The organism is Pseudomonas sp. NPDC087185, from assembly GCF_044744955.1.
Lineage (GTDB): Bacteria > Pseudomonadota > Gammaproteobacteria > Pseudomonadales > Pseudomonadaceae > Aquipseudomonas.
This window is the reverse complement of sequence record NZ_JBIUZK010000006.1, coordinates 342,356-356,404: the sequence shown is the minus strand read 5'-3', so window position 1 is coordinate 356,404 and position 14,049 is coordinate 342,356. Positions and strand designations below refer to the sequence as shown.

Genomic DNA, 14,049 nt, shown 5'->3' with positions numbered 1-14,049 from the left:
CTCCATGTCGCACCAATCTGATCTGATCAGCGAGGACATCCTCGCCTACCTGGCCCAGCACGAGCGCAAGGAACTGCTGCGTTTCCTGACCTGCGGCAACGTCGATGATGGCAAGAGCACCCTGATCGGGCGCCTGCTGCACGACTCCAAGATGATCTACGAGGACCACCTCGAAGCCATCACCCGTGATTCGAAGAAGTCCGGCACCACCGGTGAAGAAGTCGACCTGGCGCTGCTGGTCGATGGCCTGCAGGCCGAGCGTGAGCAGGGCATCACCATCGATGTCGCCTACCGCTACTTCTCCACCGCCAAGCGCAAGTTCATCATCGCCGACACCCCGGGCCACGAGCAGTACACCCGCAACATGGCCACCGGTGCGTCCACCTGCGACCTGGCGATCATCCTGGTCGATGCGCGCTACGGCGTGCAGACCCAGACCCGCCGGCACAGCTACATCGCCTCGTTGCTGGGCATCAAGCACATCGTCGTCGCGGTCAACAAGATGGACCTCAAAGGCTTTGATGAAGGCGTCTTCGAGGCAATCAAGGCCGACTACCTGAAGTTCGCCGAGGCCATCAACCTGACCCCGAGCAGCCTGCACTTCGTGCCGATGTCTGCGCTCAAGGGCGATAACGTGGTCAACCGCAGCGAGCGTTCGCCGTGGTACACCGGCCCTGCGTTGATGGAAATTCTTGAAACCGTCGAAGTTGCGGCCGACCGCAACTTCACCGACTTGCGTTTCCCGGTGCAGTACGTCAACCGTCCTAACCTGAACTTCCGCGGCTTCGCCGGCACCCTCGCCAGCGGCGTGGTGCACAAGGGTGACGAAATCGTCGTGCTGCCGTCGGGCAAGAGCAGCCGGGTCAAGTCCATCGTCACCTACGAAGGTGAACTGGAGAATGCCGGCCCAGGCCAGGCCGTGACCCTCACCATGGAAGACGAGATCGACATCTCCCGTGGCGACCTGCTGGTGCATGCCGACAACGTCCCGCCAGTGACCGACCAGTTCGACGCCATGCTGGTATGGATGGCCGAAGAACCCATGCTGCCGGGCAAGAAATACGACATCAAGCGCGCCACCAGCTACGTGCCGGGCTCGATTGCCAGCATCACCCACAAGGTCGATGTGAACACCCTCGAGAAGGATGCGGCCAGTGCGCTGCAGCTGAACGAGATCGGTCGCGTCAAGGTGTCGCTGGACAGCGCCATCGCCCTGGACGGCTATGACAGCAACCGCACCACCGGTGCGTTCATCGTCATCGACCGCCTGACCAACGGCACCGTCGGCGCCGGCATGATCATCGCTCCGCCAGTCCTGCCGCACGGCAGCACCGGCCAGCACGGCAAGCAGGCCCACGTGGCCACTGAAGAACGTGCCCTGCGCTTTGGTCAGCAGCCAGCCACCGTGCTGTTCAGCGGCCTGTCCGGCGCTGGCAAGAGCACCCTGGCCTACGCGGTCGAGCGCAAGCTGTTCGACATGGGCCGTGCGGTGTACGTGCTCGATGGCCAAAACCTGCGCCATGACCTGAACAAGGGCTTGCCGCAGGACCGCGCCGGCCGCACCGAGAACTGGCGCCGCGCCGCCCATGTGGCGCGCCAGTTCAACGAAGCCGGCCTGCTGACCCTGGCTGCGTTCGTGGCCCCGGATGCCGAAGGCCGCGAACAGGCCAAGGCGCTGATCGGCAAGGAGCGCCTGATCACCGTGTACGTCCAGGCCTCGCCAATGGCCTGCCGTGAGCGCGACCCGCAGGGCCTGTACGCTGCCGGTGGCGACAACATCCCGGGTGAAAGCTTCCCGTTCGATGTGCCGCTGGATGCAGACCTGGTGATCGATACCCAGAACACTAGTGTCGACGAAGGCGTGAAGTTGGTGCTGGATGTGCTGCGTCAGCGTGGCGCGATCTAAGTACTGGCTGCCATGCAAAACCCCGCTTCGGCGGGGTTTTTTGTTTATGAAGCGTGCATGGCTCACTACCCGTTACGGGTTGCCAGTTGCACAAGTTGAAAGGGCTGGCTCGGTCTAGGTTGTGCTTGAAGGGTCTATTCAGCCCCTGAGGAGGTACCATCACGACTGCTGCGCACAAAGAAATCCCCGCAATCGCTCACTATCCGTATTTGTCGCACCAGTTCCGGATAGTTGTTCAGTGCTTGCTGTACCTTTCGTTTTAAGTCGTTTTCATACCGCTGTACCTCACTGCTCATGACCGCTCTCCGATCTGATCACGCTGTTGACCAAGCCGCTATTCAACAGCCTCGATCCAGCTGGCCTTCTTGCCCTCAATCGATTTGAAATGCTGATCGTAGTCGCTTCGCCTCTCGCACCCTTGTTTATCGGGGGCCATGTCGCAAGCGAACTTCAGGTCCTGCTTATCAGGTAAAAGCAGGGTCTCCCATGGACACATCCTGACAAAATCGAGATCAACAAGAGTGCAGTTTTTCTCATTTCGTATCCTTGAACAAGGCAAGTCCCTGCGATTTTCGCCAAGCCACCACCTGTGCGATCACCTGCTCGGCGCAGCATTCGTGTGCGGTTCCGGTGTAGTAGATGAGGTCCGAGCCGTCGGGGTGCCCTGCTACCGCGATGAAGTGCTCCAGCAGGCGATCTTGCCAAGCTTAGGTGACGGCAGCCTGCAGCAATTCTTCCACTACGGACTCGAACTCGGCATAGGTGTAGTCCGCGAGGTTTTGTTTCTGGCTGATCACCACGCCACCTCCGAAGAGAGCGCGTACTGCATGACGCTCATGATGCGCAGGTTGTCGGCGTCATACATCAGGCCGCCGAATTCGGGTGGGGTGAGGTGGCAGATCTGGTAAGAACGCAGGCCTTTTGCGGTATCACGGAAGGGCGCGCGGGGAGGCCAGCCCTGTTTGATGCGGTTGAGCTGGGAGGGGATGAATTGGTGGGAGTAGATGGGGTCTTCGGCGATTGCCATCCAGAAGGCTTGGGAGAAATCGTCAAAGTTTTCGAAGGTTTGCTCAGCAAGCTTGTTTGCGATGTGCTCGGGGAGTGGGAATGCCATGTCCGCGTCTCTCTATTGAAGTGATATCGAGATCATGGTTGTGCTTGTTTAGGATGGAAATATTCACCGTGCTACATTGGATGTAGGTTCTTTTTGAAGAGTTTGTAGGAGTGTTCTCACTCCAAAGGGAGGCACCCCGCCGGAGCGGGGTGTACGTTCAGTTTTCCTTGAATCCAGGTTTTCCGTTAGCTGCACGCCACGCTTTGATAATGCTCAGAACTGCTTCAAGCTCACCCTGCTCATCATTTTCAGGCCAGTAAATCAGGTCTGTACCGCTAGGGTGCTCGGTCACTGCAGAAAAGTGCTCCAGCAATGGATCTAGTATCTCATCTGGCTCCTCGGCATTGGCGCGATAGATTTCCTTCAAAAACTCAATGAACTCCAACTCTGTATAATCGCTGTAGTTGGGCTTGATACTCATGACTTGTCTCAATAATGAATCTTATGATGAGCCGCTGGCGTGACAACCCTTAAATTGTCGATGTCATACACCTCGCCGCCTTCGCTGATTGGCACTACATGATGCAGCTCAAAACTCTTCTTTTTTCCATAAACGTCGGGGTTTCTTGCTCTGGGAGCGTGCCCATTTTCCCGCATGCGAATAATGTTCTGTTTGGAAAACTGCCCTGAGAGCTCGGGGTCATTTGCTACAATTTTCCAGAGTTTTTCTCGAAAAGTGACGGCAGGCTTGTGGAGCTGTTGTCATCACCTCCAGGCGCGCTGGCCGGTGTCCACGTCAGGATGCGCTGAGGGTTGTCGAGCGCAAGGCTGTAAACCTGACGTTCTGCGTCAAAGGCCGCCGCCCTTAAGGCGACCGGTTTCCCACCAGGCACCACGTATAAGCCGATGTCGTTTTCTTCTTCACTACCCGCCAGTAAATAAGGCACGTCTACGCTTGCTGACGAAAGGGCAAGGGCTGCCAGGTCGGGCCCGCCAGGCGGAGAAAGGCTGGAAAGGGGGGGGCTGATCAGGTAGCGCCTTTCTGCGTTACCCAGCGTCGAAGGCCATGCTGCCGAAAGAATGGCTACAGCCACGACGTACGGCCTCCTCGGCCGCTGCACGTTCGGCTGCAAGCCTTGTCTGCAGTTGTTCCACTTCCATTGCTCGCTGAGTGAGGTTCGCCATGGCCGTGCTGAACTGCTGCAAATAGCGAATGGACTCTGTGAGCGTCAGTGCCCGGTGGTAATCCGCCCAAAGCACGCCGGCACGGCGGGTGGCCTGTTCATTGACGAGGTCTTGCAGTGCCTCGGTTTGTGGCTTGGAAAGTGGACCGACGATGTTCGGGTTGCAAGCTCGTCGTGGTCAGCTGCTGGCGTAGCCCAAGATGCTGGACAGGGTGACCCGCAGCTCCCGCGATTGCCTGTTGTTCGACGGCTGCGCGCTCAACGCTGATTTGCGCAGGCAGCTGCTCAAGAGCGGGTGCATATTGTTCGGCGTGGATAGTGTTGACGGCAGTAAACTCCTCGCCGAAAACCGTTCGCCAGCCTTTCTCCTGGGCGAAAGGGCTAGGCCCTCCAGTACCTCGAGGCCGCCCTGCATCCAGCCCCCAGCCCCCATAGCCGGTCCCGGTTAACGGGGGCAACGGGCTGAAGGACACTCGGTCTGGAGCTTGCGCGCGCGTCCAGACACCCTCGTTCAGATGCAGCGCACTGCGCGAATCACGGAAGGGTTCACCAAAATTGACGGTTTCATTTTGAGCCATGTAGTCATCTTCCTAATCGCTACATGGCAAGCGTGCTACGGCCGTTTTTTCGTGTATGTCAGGCGCGGTCTGTCAATCAGTGGGAATCATCTCACCGCTTTGAAAGATCCGATTCAGATATGTGATTCAGATACCGGAATTAACCGCTTTTCCTTAACAGCCTTGTAAGAAAAACTCGAATAAATCTCCTTCACCCCCGGCAACCGCTGCAGCACTTCTCGGGTAAATTCGCCAAATGATTCCAGGTCCCGCGCCAGGATTTCCAGCAAGAAGTCATAGCGCCCGGAGATGTTGTGGCAGGCCACGATTTCGGGAATTTCCATCAGCCGCTTCTCGAATGCCAACGCCATGGCCTTGGTATGCGAATCCATCATGATGCTGACGAAGGCGGTCACCCCAAACCCCAGCGACTTGGGCGAAAGAATCGCCTGGTAGCCGGTGATGTAGCCGTTATCCTCCAGCAGTTTGACCCGCCGCCAGCAGGGCGAGGTGGTCAGTGCTACCTGATCGGCAAGTTCGGAGACGGTGAGGCGGGCGTTGTCCTGCAGGGCGGCGAGCAGGGCGCGGTCGGTGCGGTCGAGGCTTGCAGGCATGGTTTGCCCTCCTGGTGTACTTTTTGTTTTTTTTGTTCCAATACATCCGCAAAAGCGTGGGCAATTTTGGAAAAAATCGGGCAGCTCGGTGGCATAAGCTTATAGCAAACCACCAGAGGCTGTTGCCATGCGCGACTCCCATAACAACAACGGTTTCTCCACACGTGCCATTCATCACGGCTACGACCCGCTTTCCCACGGCGGCGCCTTGGTGCCGCCGGTGTATCAGACTGCTACTTATGCCTTCTCTACCGTCGAATACGGTGCGGCGTGCTTTGCCGGGGAGGAGGGCGGGCACGTCTACAGTCGCATTTCCAACCCGACGTTGGCGTTGCTGGAACAGCGCATGGCATCACTGGAAGGGGGCGAGGCGGGGCTGGCATTGGCGTCGGGGATGGGGGCCATCACTTCGACGATGTGGACGCTACTACGGCCGGGCGACGAGCTGATCGTCGGGCGTACGTTGTATGGCTGCACGTTTGCCTTCCTGCACCATGGCATCGGCGAGTTCGGGGTAAAGATTCATCACGTCGACCTCAACGATATCAAGGCACTCAAGGCAGCAATCAACCGCAAGACACGGATGATCTACTTCGAAACGCCGGCCAACCCCAACATGCAACTGGTCGATATCGCAGCGGTGGCCGACGCCGCGCGTGGGCATGACGTGCATATCGTGGTCGACAACACGTATTGCACCCCTTATTTGCAGCGGCCTCTGGAAATGGGTGCCGACCTGGTGGTGCATTCCGCGACCAAATACCTGAGCGGCCATGGGGATATCACTGCGGGCATGGTGATCGGGCGCAAGGCGCTGATCGACCGGATTCGTCTGGAAGGGCTGAAAGATATGACCGGCGCGGTGCTGTCGCCGCAGGACGCTTCGCTGTTGATGCGCGGCATCAAGACCTTGGCGTTGCGCATGGACCGCCATTGCGCCAATGCCCAGCAGGTGGCCGAGTTTCTGGCGCGTCAGCCGCAGGTCGAGCTGATTCACTATCCGGGGCTGCCGTCGTTCGCGCAGTACGAATTGGCCCAGCGGCAGATGCGTTTGCCGGGGGGGATGATTGCCTTCGAGCTCAAGGGCGGGATCGATGCGGGGCGGCGCTTCATGAATGCCTTGCAGCTGTTCGCGCGGGCGGTGAGTTTGGGCGATGCCGAGTCGCTGGCCCAGCACCCGGCGAGCATGACGCATTCGAGCTATACGCCGCAGGAGCGGGCGCATCATGGCATCTCAGAGGGGTTGGTGCGGTTGTCGGTGGGGTTGGAGGATGTAGAGGACTTGATCGCGGATGTGGAGCAGGCGTTGGGGGCTTGCAGATAAGTGGCCTGGGCTGGCCCTATCGCCGGCAAGCCGGCTGCTACAGGTACAGCGGGGGCCTCAAGGGCACTGGTCTTTCTGTGGGAGCGGGCTTGCACGCGAAGAGGCCGGTAAAACCAGCCCAATAACAAGGCCTCTCGCGAGGCCTTGTTCATGTCAGCAGCTCAGCGCTTGAGCCCGTAGCTCTCATCGAGCATGCCCGGCGAGTTCGGCGTCTTTGGCGCATAGTCACGCGGCACTTCGGCGGTGTCGCGTGGCGGCGTCAGGCGGTCACGTGGGCCCTGGGCCGCTTCGGAATGCAGGGCAGCCAGCAGGCGCTGGCGGGTGACGTCGTCAAGGGCCAGGCTGTTGGCGCCTTCGGCCAGATGATCCTGAACGTCCTGGTAGCTCTGGGTCAGTTTCTTGACCAGCATGGCGGTGCTGTTGAAGTGGGTGACCACTTCGTTCTGGTAGCTGTCGAAGCGCTTCTGGATATCATCCAGTTGGCGCTGCGTGTTGCTGGGCGCCGCATTGGGCAGCAGGCGGGCCACGATGAAACCGACCGCCACACCGATGACCAGGGCCAGGGTTGGCAACAACCAAACAAGGAGCGAGAGTTCCACGAGTCCTTCCTCTATAAACGGCTTTGCTTTACGTTAACGGCTCAGACCTGCGCTGTATACCGCGAGCGATCGCAAATCAGAACAGAATTCCTCACCTAGACGAATCGACCCCCTTCGAGGTCACGGAGTTAGTGCCTTGCTTGTCCGCGAAACCCCCTTGTTCATCGATGGCCCCGTCGGCCAGCTGGAAGCCTTGTACCTGGACGTGGCCGACGCCCGTGGCGCGGTACTGATCTGTCACCCCAACCCGGTCCAGGGCGGCACCATGCTCAACAAGGTGGTCTCGACCCTGCAGCGCACGGCCCGCGACGCGGGTTACGTGACCCTGCGCTTCAACTACCGCGGCGTTGGCCAGAGCGCCGGGGGCCATGACATGGGCGCTGGCGAGGTGGCCGACGCCGAAGCCGCTGCCGCCTGGCTGCGCGAAAAACACCCGCAACTGCCGCTGGTGCTGATGGGCTTTTCATTCGGTGGCTTTGTCGCCACCAGCCTGGCAGGCCGCCTGGAAAGCGCCGGTGTCGCACTGCAACAGCTGTTCATGATTGCCCCGGCGGTGATGCGCCTGACTGCGGAGTTCCCGCTGCCGCAGCGCTGCCCGATTACCGTGGTGCAGCCCGACGCCGATGAAGTCGTCGCGCCGCAGCTGGTTTACGAATGGTCCGACGCCCTGCCGCGCCCCCATGAGCTGCTGAAAGTGGCAGAATGCGGACACTTCTTCCATGGCAAGCTGACCGATCTGAAGGATCTGCTGCTGCCGCGCCTTTCGAATTGAGCCAAGCCTGAATAAGCGAACACCCATGACCACGCGCATTCTCACCGGTATCACCACCACCGGCACCCCGCACCTGGGCAACTACGCCGGCGCCATCCGCCCGGCCATCGTCGCCAGCCAGCAGCCGGGTGTCGATTCGTTCTACTTCCTGGCTGACTACCACGCCCTGATCAAGTGCGACGACCCGCTGCGCATCCAGCGTTCGCGCCTGGAAATTGCCGCCACCTGGCTGGCCGGTGGCCTGGACCCGGCCAAGGTGACTTTCTACCGCCAGTCCGATATCCCCGAGATCCCCGAACTGACTTGGCTGCTGACCTGCGTCGCGGCCAAGGGCCTGCTCAACCGTGCGCACGCCTACAAGGCCTCGGTAGACAAGAACCTCGAGGGCGGCGAAGACCCGGATGCGGGCGTGACCATGGGCCTGTACAGCTACCCGGTGCTGATGGCCGCGGACATCCTGATGTTCAATGCGCACAAGGTGCCGGTCGGCCGCGACCAGATCCAGCACGTGGAAATGGCCCGCGATATCGGCCAGCGCTTCAACCACTTGTTCGGCCAGGGCAAGGACTTCTTCGCCATGCCTGAGGCGGTGATCGAGGAGAGCGTGGCGACGTTGCCGGGCCTGGACGGTCGCAAGATGTCCAAGAGCTACGACAACACCATCCCGCTGTTCACCAGCGCCAAAGACATGAAAGACGCCATCTCGCGTATCGTCACCGACTCGCGCGCACCTGGCGAAGCCAAGGACCCGGACAACTCGCACCTGTTCACGCTGTTCCAGGCTTTCTCGTCGCCCGCGCAATGCGCCGAGTTCCGCGAAGAACTGCTGCAGGGCCTGGGCTGGGGCGAGGCCAAGCAGCGCCTGTTCCAGCTGCTCGACGGGCAGTTGGCCGAGAAGCGCGAGCACTACCATCAGCTGATTTCGCGCCCCTCAGACCTCGAAGACATCCTGCTGGCCGGCGCCGCCAAGGCCCGCAAGATCGCCACGCCGTTCCTCGAGCAACTGCGCGAGGCCGTTGGCCTGCGTTCGTTCCGCAGCAGTGTGCAGGCCAACACCGAAGTGAAGAAAAAGGCCGCCAAAAGCGCGCGCTTTGTCAGCTTCCGTGATGAGGACGGCAGCTTCCGCTTCCGCCTGCTGGCCGCTGATGGCGAGCAATTGCTGCTGTCGCGCAGCTTCGCCGACGGCAAGAGCGCGGGTGCGGTGAGCAAGCAGTTGCAGCAAGGTGGCGAGGCTGACGTGCGTGTCGAAGGCCTGGGCTTCAGCCTGTGGCTGCATGGCGAACAGGTTGCCGACGGGCCGCAGTTCGACAGCGCCGAGGCCCGTGACACGGCCGTTCAGAGCCTGCGTGAGGCCTTGGCGCCACAGCAGGACTGAGGCATTTCGCCGCAAGTCTGATTGCCATTATGCGGGCCGGTCGCTACAGTGACGGCCCGTTTTTTGTTGCCTCGCTAACGAAATCATGACGCCCCTAGAACGATATCAAGCAGATCTGAAACGTCCCGACTTCTTCCATGACGCGGCGCAGGAAACTGCGGTGCGTCACCTCCAGCGTCTGTACGACGACCTGGTGGCTGCGCAGAACAACAAGCCCGGCGTGTTCGGCAAGTTGTTCGGCAAGAAGGAGCAGACGCCGGTCAAAGGGCTGTATTTCTGGGGCGGGGTTGGCCGCGGCAAGACTTACTTGGTCGATACCTTCTTTGAGGCGCTGCCGTTCAAGCAGAAGATGCGCACGCACTTTCACCGCTTCATGAAGCGCGTGCACGAGGAAATGAAGACCCTCAAGGGTGAGAAGAACCCGCTGACCCTGATCGCCAAGCGCTTCAGTGAAGAAGCCAAGGTGATCTGTTTCGACGAATTCTTCGTGTCCGACATCACCGATGCCATGATCCTTGGCACCCTGATGGAGGAACTGTTCAAGAACGGCGTATCGCTGGTGGCGACCTCCAACATCGTCCCCGACGGCCTGTACAAGGACGGCCTGCAGCGCGCGCGCTTCCTGCCGGCTATCGCCATGATCAAGCAGTACACCGACGTGGTGAACGTCGACAGCGGCGTCGACTACCGCCTGCGTCACCTGGAGCAGGCCGAACTGTTCCACTTCCCGCTGAACGAGGCCGCCGAGCAGAGCATGCGCGCGAGCTTCAAGGCGCTGACGCCGGAGTGCACCCAGGCCGTCGACAATGACGTGCTGATGATCGAGAACCGGCCGATTCACGCCTTGCGTACCTGTGACGATGTCGCCTGGTTCGACTTCCGCGCCCTGTGCGACGGTCCTCGCAGCCAGAACGACTACATCGAGTTGGGCAAGATCTTCCACGCCGTGCTGCTGAGCAACGTCGAGCAGATGAGCGTCACCACCGACGACATTGCCCGGCGCTTCATCAACATGGTGGACGAATTCTACGACCGCAACGTCAAGCTGATCATCTCGGCTGAAGTGGAGCTCAAGGACCTGTACACCGGCGGGCGGCTGGTGTTCGAGTTCCAGCGTACCCTGAGCCGGTTACTGGAAATGCAGTCGCACGAATTCCTGTCGCGCGCGCACAAGCCGTAATCATTACAGTTGTGGGAGCGGGCTTGTCCCGCGAACACCGGCGAAGCCGGTGCCAGTCACCGCGTTGGCCGCTTCGCGGGACAAGCCCGCTCCCACAGCGGCCCCAGCCATTTCAGGCCTCTTGCATGAACTGCTGCCGATACTGGTTCGGCGACAACTCCGTGTGCTGGCGGAACAACCGCGCAAAGAAGCTCGCATCGTCATAGCCGACCTCATAGCTGATGGTCTTGATGCTCTTGCGCGTGCTCGACAGCAGCCCCTTGGCCGTTTCGATGCGTAGCCGCTGCAGGTAATGCAACGGCTTGTCGCCCGTCGCACCCTGGAAGCGACGCATGAAGTTGCGGATGCTCATGCCGTGGTTGCGGGCCACATCCTCGAAGCGGAACTTGTCGGCGAAGTGCTCCTCCAGCCAGTGCTGGATCTGCAGGATGATCAGGTCCTGGTGCAGCTTCTGCCCGCCGAAACCCATGCGCCCAGGCGTGTAGTTGCGCTGCACCTCGTAGAGGATGTCGCGGGCCACGGCGCGCGCCACGTTGGCCCCGCAGAAGCGCTCGATCAGGTAGATGTACAGGTCGCAGGCCGAGGTGGTGCCGCCGGCGCAGTAGAGGTTGTCGGCATCGGTCAGATGCTTGTCCTGGTTCAGCCGGATTTTCGGGAAACGCTCGGCGAAGCTGGCGAAGAAGCGCCAGTAGGTGGTCGCTTCCTTGCCGTCGAGCAGGCCCGACTCGGCCAGCCAGAATACCCCGCTGGCCTCGGCGCAGAGCACGGCGCCGCGGGCATGCTGCTCGCGTAACCAGGGCAGCACTTGTGGATACTGTTGCAGCAGGTTGTCGAAGTCTTCCCAGAACGCCGGGAGGATGATCACATCGGCATCGTCCAGGCCGCCGTCGACCGGCAACTGCACGTTGCTGAAGCTGTCCACCGGCTGGCCGTCCGGGCTCACCAAACTGATCTCGAACATGGGCTGCAAGCCCAGGCCCAGCTGCTTGCTGTAGCGCAGGCTGGCGAGGTGGAAAAAGTCCTTGGCCTGCATCAAGGTCGAAGCGAACACCTTGTCAATGGCCAGGATGCTGACGCGCCGCAACGACGCGGAGGGTTGGGTAAACATCATTGTCATTGTTCTTATAGGGTAGAGTGGTCAATCACCGGCTGGATCGTCTTATTTTTTGGCGATTGTGTCTACCCCGCAGAATTGAGCTGGCCGTCCAGTCAAGGCGCCGGGTTCGGCTGCTCCTGATGAATCGCCTCGATCGCCGCCAGCAGTTCATCGCTGAGGTTCAGCTCCACGCTCTTGAGGTTGCTCTCCAACTGCACCAGGTTGGTCGCACCGATGATGTTGCTGGTCACGAACGGTTGGCGCGTGACGAAGGCCAGGGCCATCTGCGCCGGGTCCAGGCCATGCGCCTGGGCCAGCTGCACGTAGCGGCTGCAGGCTGCCACGGTCTGTGGGTTGGAATAACGGGCGAAGCGGTTGAAGAGGGTCAGGCGGCCTTTTTCCGGCCGGGCGCCGTTCTCGTATTTGCCCGAGAGCATGCCGAAGGCCAGCGGCGAGTAGGCCAGCAGGCCACATTGCTCGCGAATGGCAACCTCCGCCAGGCCCACTTCGAAGCTGCGGTTGAGCAAGTTGTACGGGTTCTGGATCGATACCGCACGTGGCCAGCCGCGGCTTTCTGCCAGCTGCAGGAACTTCATGGTGCCCCAGGGCGTTTCGTTGGACAGGCCGATGTGGCGGATCTTGCCCGCACGCACCTGCTCGTCGAGCACCTCCAGGGTTTCCTCCAGCGGGGTGAAGTGGTCCTGCGGCAGATGCTGATAGCCCAGCTTGCCGAAGAAATTGGTGCTGCGCTCCGGCCAGTGCAATTGGTACAGGTCGATGCGGTCGGTGTTCAGGCGCTCCAGGCTGGCCTCCAGCGCCGCGACGATGTGCTGGCGGTTGTGCTTGAGCTGGCCGTCACGGATATGGCTGATGCCGTTGCCGGGGCCGGCGACCTTGCTGGCGAGGATCCAGTCGTCGCGATCGCCGTGCTGGCGAAACCAGTTGCCGATGATCTGCTCGGTGGCGGCGTAGGTCTCGGGGCGCGGGGGCACCGGGTACATCTCGGCGGTGTCGATGAAGTTGACCCCGCCGGCTTTGGCGCGGTTGATCTGCGCGAAGGCCTCGGCCTCGTCGTTCTGCTCGCCCCAGGTCATGGTGCCCAGGCACAGGGCGCTGACGTCGAGATCGGTACGGCCGAGCTTGCGGTATTCCATCGGGAAAACACTCCTTGGTAAAGAAGCCCATAAAAGCAGGTTGAAATTTTTCGCGCAATCTGGATAATTCGGCACCTCTCCGTGTGGCGGAAGTGATGCACCACCACGCAGGAAGAACCCCGTCGAACATTGGCGTGCCCGACCCGAGCCCCCAAAAGCGTCTGTGTTCGGCTGCGCGCTTGCCCTTGGCAAGCTGTGCACTATCCAGTAAGATTCGCCGTCTATTTTTCGCTGGGCGGCCTCTGAGGCTTTAGAGAATGAAAACTTTTACTGCTAAACCGGAAACAGTAAAGCGCGAGTGGTTCGTAGTCGACGCCGCTGGCCAGACCCTGGGTCGTCTGGCTACCGAAATCGCTAGCCGTCTGCGTGGCAAACACAAACCAGAATACACCCCTCACGTTGACACCGGCGACTACATCGTCGTCATCAACGCCGAGCAGATCCGTGTAACTGGCGCCAAGTCTTCCGACAAAATGTACTACTCCCACTCCGGCTTCCCAGGCGGCATCAAGGAAATCAACTTCGAGAAGTTGATCGCCAAAGCCCCTGAGCGTGTTATCGAAACCGCGGTCAAAGGCATGCTGCCGAAGAACCCGCTGGGTCGCGACATGTACCGTAAGCTGAAAGTGTACGCGGGTGCTGCTCACCCACACACTGCTCAGCAGCCTCAAGAACTGAAGATCTAACGGGATAGTTCATTATGTCGGCGACTCAAAATTACGGCACTGGCCGTCGCAAGACCGCAACCGCTCGCGTTTTCCTGCGTCCGGGTACTGGTAACATCTCCATCAACAACCGTTCTCTGGACGTGTTCTTCGGTCGTGAAACTGCTCGCATGGTTGTTCGCCAGCCGCTGGAGCTGACCGAGACCACCGAGAAGTTCGACATCTACGTCACCGTTGCTGGTGGTGGTGTCAGCGGTCAAGCCGGTGCGATCCGTCACGGTATCACCCGCGCTCTGATGGAATACGACGAAACCCTGCGTGGCGCTCTGCGTCGTGCTGGCTACGTCACCCGCGACGCTCGTGAAGTCGAGCGTAAGAAAGTGGGTCTGCGTAAAGCGCGTAAGCGTCCTCAGTACTCCAAGCGTTAATACCGCTTCGGCAGTCGAAAAAGCCCGGTTCCTTGGAACCGGGCTTTTTTTATGTCTTGAACTAACCTGTCAGCATGTCCGTGGTGGCCCGCCACATAGACGCAGATCAAGCAAAGCGAGGGTTGTAGCCGATCCCAGGCC

16 protein-coding genes are annotated in these 14,049 nt (G+C 60.4%); 7 read left to right on the top strand and 9 right to left on the bottom strand.

The window, feature by feature from the left end; all coding sequences use genetic code 11:
• Positions 1-4: 4 nt before the first annotated feature.
• Complete coding sequence (cysN, locus tag ACIPIJ_RS21830; protein WP_401080411.1) at positions 5-1,906, top strand: sulfate adenylyltransferase subunit CysN; 1,902 nt, start codon at positions 5-7, stop codon at positions 1,904-1,906.
• A gap of 533 nt (positions 1,907-2,439) precedes the next feature.
• Here the strand turns inward: cysN and ACIPIJ_RS21825 are convergent.
• The 6 genes from ACIPIJ_RS21825 to ACIPIJ_RS21800 all read right to left on the bottom strand — a co-directional run bounded on the left by ACIPIJ_RS21825 (position 2,440) and on the right by ACIPIJ_RS21800 (position 5,315).
• Positions 2,440-2,595 (bottom strand): bacteriocin immunity protein, encoded by a 156-nt coding sequence (locus ACIPIJ_RS21825; protein ID WP_401080685.1) that lies wholly within the window; start codon positions 2,593-2,595, stop codon positions 2,440-2,442.
• Positions 2,596-2,699: 104 nt separating this feature from the next.
• Positions 2,700-3,020, bottom strand: coding sequence for an S-type pyocin (locus ACIPIJ_RS21820; protein ID WP_401080409.1), 321 nt, complete (start codon positions 3,018-3,020; stop codon positions 2,700-2,702).
• Between the two features lie 157 nt (positions 3,021-3,177).
• Positions 3,178-3,441: a bacteriocin immunity protein gene (locus tag ACIPIJ_RS21815; protein WP_085675061.1), complete on the bottom strand. Its 264-nt coding sequence runs from the start codon at positions 3,439-3,441 to the stop codon at positions 3,178-3,180.
• An 8-nt stretch (positions 3,442-3,449) separates the two neighbouring features.
• Positions 3,450-3,674 carry an HNH endonuclease signature motif containing protein gene (locus ACIPIJ_RS21810; protein ID WP_401080682.1) on the bottom strand — a complete coding sequence of 75 codons (225 nt, stop codon included), beginning with the start codon at positions 3,672-3,674 and terminating at the stop codon, positions 3,450-3,452.
• Positions 3,668-4,054 carry an S-type pyocin domain-containing protein gene (locus ACIPIJ_RS21805; protein WP_401080407.1) on the bottom strand — a complete coding sequence of 129 codons (387 nt, stop codon included), beginning with the start codon at positions 4,052-4,054 and terminating at the stop codon, positions 3,668-3,670. Before ACIPIJ_RS21805 ends, ACIPIJ_RS21810 begins: the two co-directional genes overlap by 7 nt.
• A gap of 781 nt (positions 4,055-4,835) precedes the next feature.
• On the bottom strand, positions 4,836-5,315 hold the full coding sequence (locus ACIPIJ_RS21800) for an Lrp/AsnC family transcriptional regulator (protein ID WP_401080405.1): 480 nt from the start codon (positions 5,313-5,315) through the stop codon (positions 4,836-4,838).
• A gap of 127 nt (positions 5,316-5,442) precedes the next feature.
• Here ACIPIJ_RS21800 and ACIPIJ_RS21795 point away from each other — a divergent pair, with 127 nt between their 5' ends.
• Entirely contained in the window at positions 5,443-6,639 is a 1,197-nt protein-coding gene (locus ACIPIJ_RS21795) for a methionine gamma-lyase (RefSeq protein ID WP_401080403.1), read from the top strand.
• 161 nt (positions 6,640-6,800) lie between these two features.
• On the opposite strand, the gene ACIPIJ_RS21790 is transcribed toward ACIPIJ_RS21795, so the two are convergent.
• Positions 6,801-7,238, bottom strand: a complete 438-nt coding sequence (locus ACIPIJ_RS21790; RefSeq protein WP_400799940.1) for a YhcB family protein — start codon at positions 7,236-7,238, stop codon at positions 6,801-6,803.
• Positions 7,239-7,374: 136 nt separating this feature from the next.
• Between ACIPIJ_RS21790 and ACIPIJ_RS21785 the strand changes: the two genes are divergently transcribed.
• From ACIPIJ_RS21785 to zapE, 3 genes are all read left to right on the top strand, one after another.
• The gene (locus tag ACIPIJ_RS21785) at positions 7,375-8,010 is read left to right on the top strand and encodes an alpha/beta hydrolase (RefSeq protein WP_401080401.1); all 636 of its coding nucleotides are present in this window, start codon (positions 7,375-7,377) and stop codon (positions 8,008-8,010) included.
• A 25-nt stretch (positions 8,011-8,035) separates the two neighbouring features.
• Entirely contained in the window at positions 8,036-9,385 is a 1,350-nt protein-coding gene (locus ACIPIJ_RS21780; RefSeq protein ID WP_401080399.1) for a tryptophan--tRNA ligase, read from the top strand.
• An 85-nt stretch (positions 9,386-9,470) separates the two neighbouring features.
• Entirely contained in the window at positions 9,471-10,565 is a 1,095-nt protein-coding gene (zapE, locus tag ACIPIJ_RS21775; protein ID WP_401080397.1) for a cell division protein ZapE, read from the top strand.
• 112 nt (positions 10,566-10,677) lie between these two features.
• On the opposite strand, the gene ACIPIJ_RS21770 is transcribed toward zapE, so the two are convergent.
• Together ACIPIJ_RS21770 and ACIPIJ_RS21765 are read right to left on the bottom strand one after the other, a co-directional pair.
• The gene (locus ACIPIJ_RS21770; RefSeq protein ID WP_401080679.1) at positions 10,678-11,598 is read right to left on the bottom strand and encodes a GlxA family transcriptional regulator; all 921 of its coding nucleotides are present in this window, start codon (positions 11,596-11,598) and stop codon (positions 10,678-10,680) included.
• A 176-nt stretch (positions 11,599-11,774) separates the two neighbouring features.
• The gene (locus ACIPIJ_RS21765; protein WP_401080395.1) at positions 11,775-12,815 is read right to left on the bottom strand and encodes an NADP(H)-dependent aldo-keto reductase; all 1,041 of its coding nucleotides are present in this window, start codon (positions 12,813-12,815) and stop codon (positions 11,775-11,777) included.
• A gap of 257 nt (positions 12,816-13,072) precedes the next feature.
• On the opposite strand from ACIPIJ_RS21765, the gene rplM reads away from it, so the two are divergent.
• Positions 13,073-13,501, top strand: coding sequence for a 50S ribosomal protein L13 (rplM, locus tag ACIPIJ_RS21760; RefSeq protein ID WP_008097538.1), 429 nt, complete (start codon positions 13,073-13,075; stop codon positions 13,499-13,501).
• Positions 13,502-13,515: 14 nt separating this feature from the next.
• Positions 13,516-13,908, top strand: a complete 393-nt coding sequence (rpsI, locus tag ACIPIJ_RS21755; RefSeq protein WP_264311679.1) for a 30S ribosomal protein S9 — start codon at positions 13,516-13,518, stop codon at positions 13,906-13,908.
• The last annotated feature ends 141 nt before the right edge of the window (positions 13,909-14,049 follow it).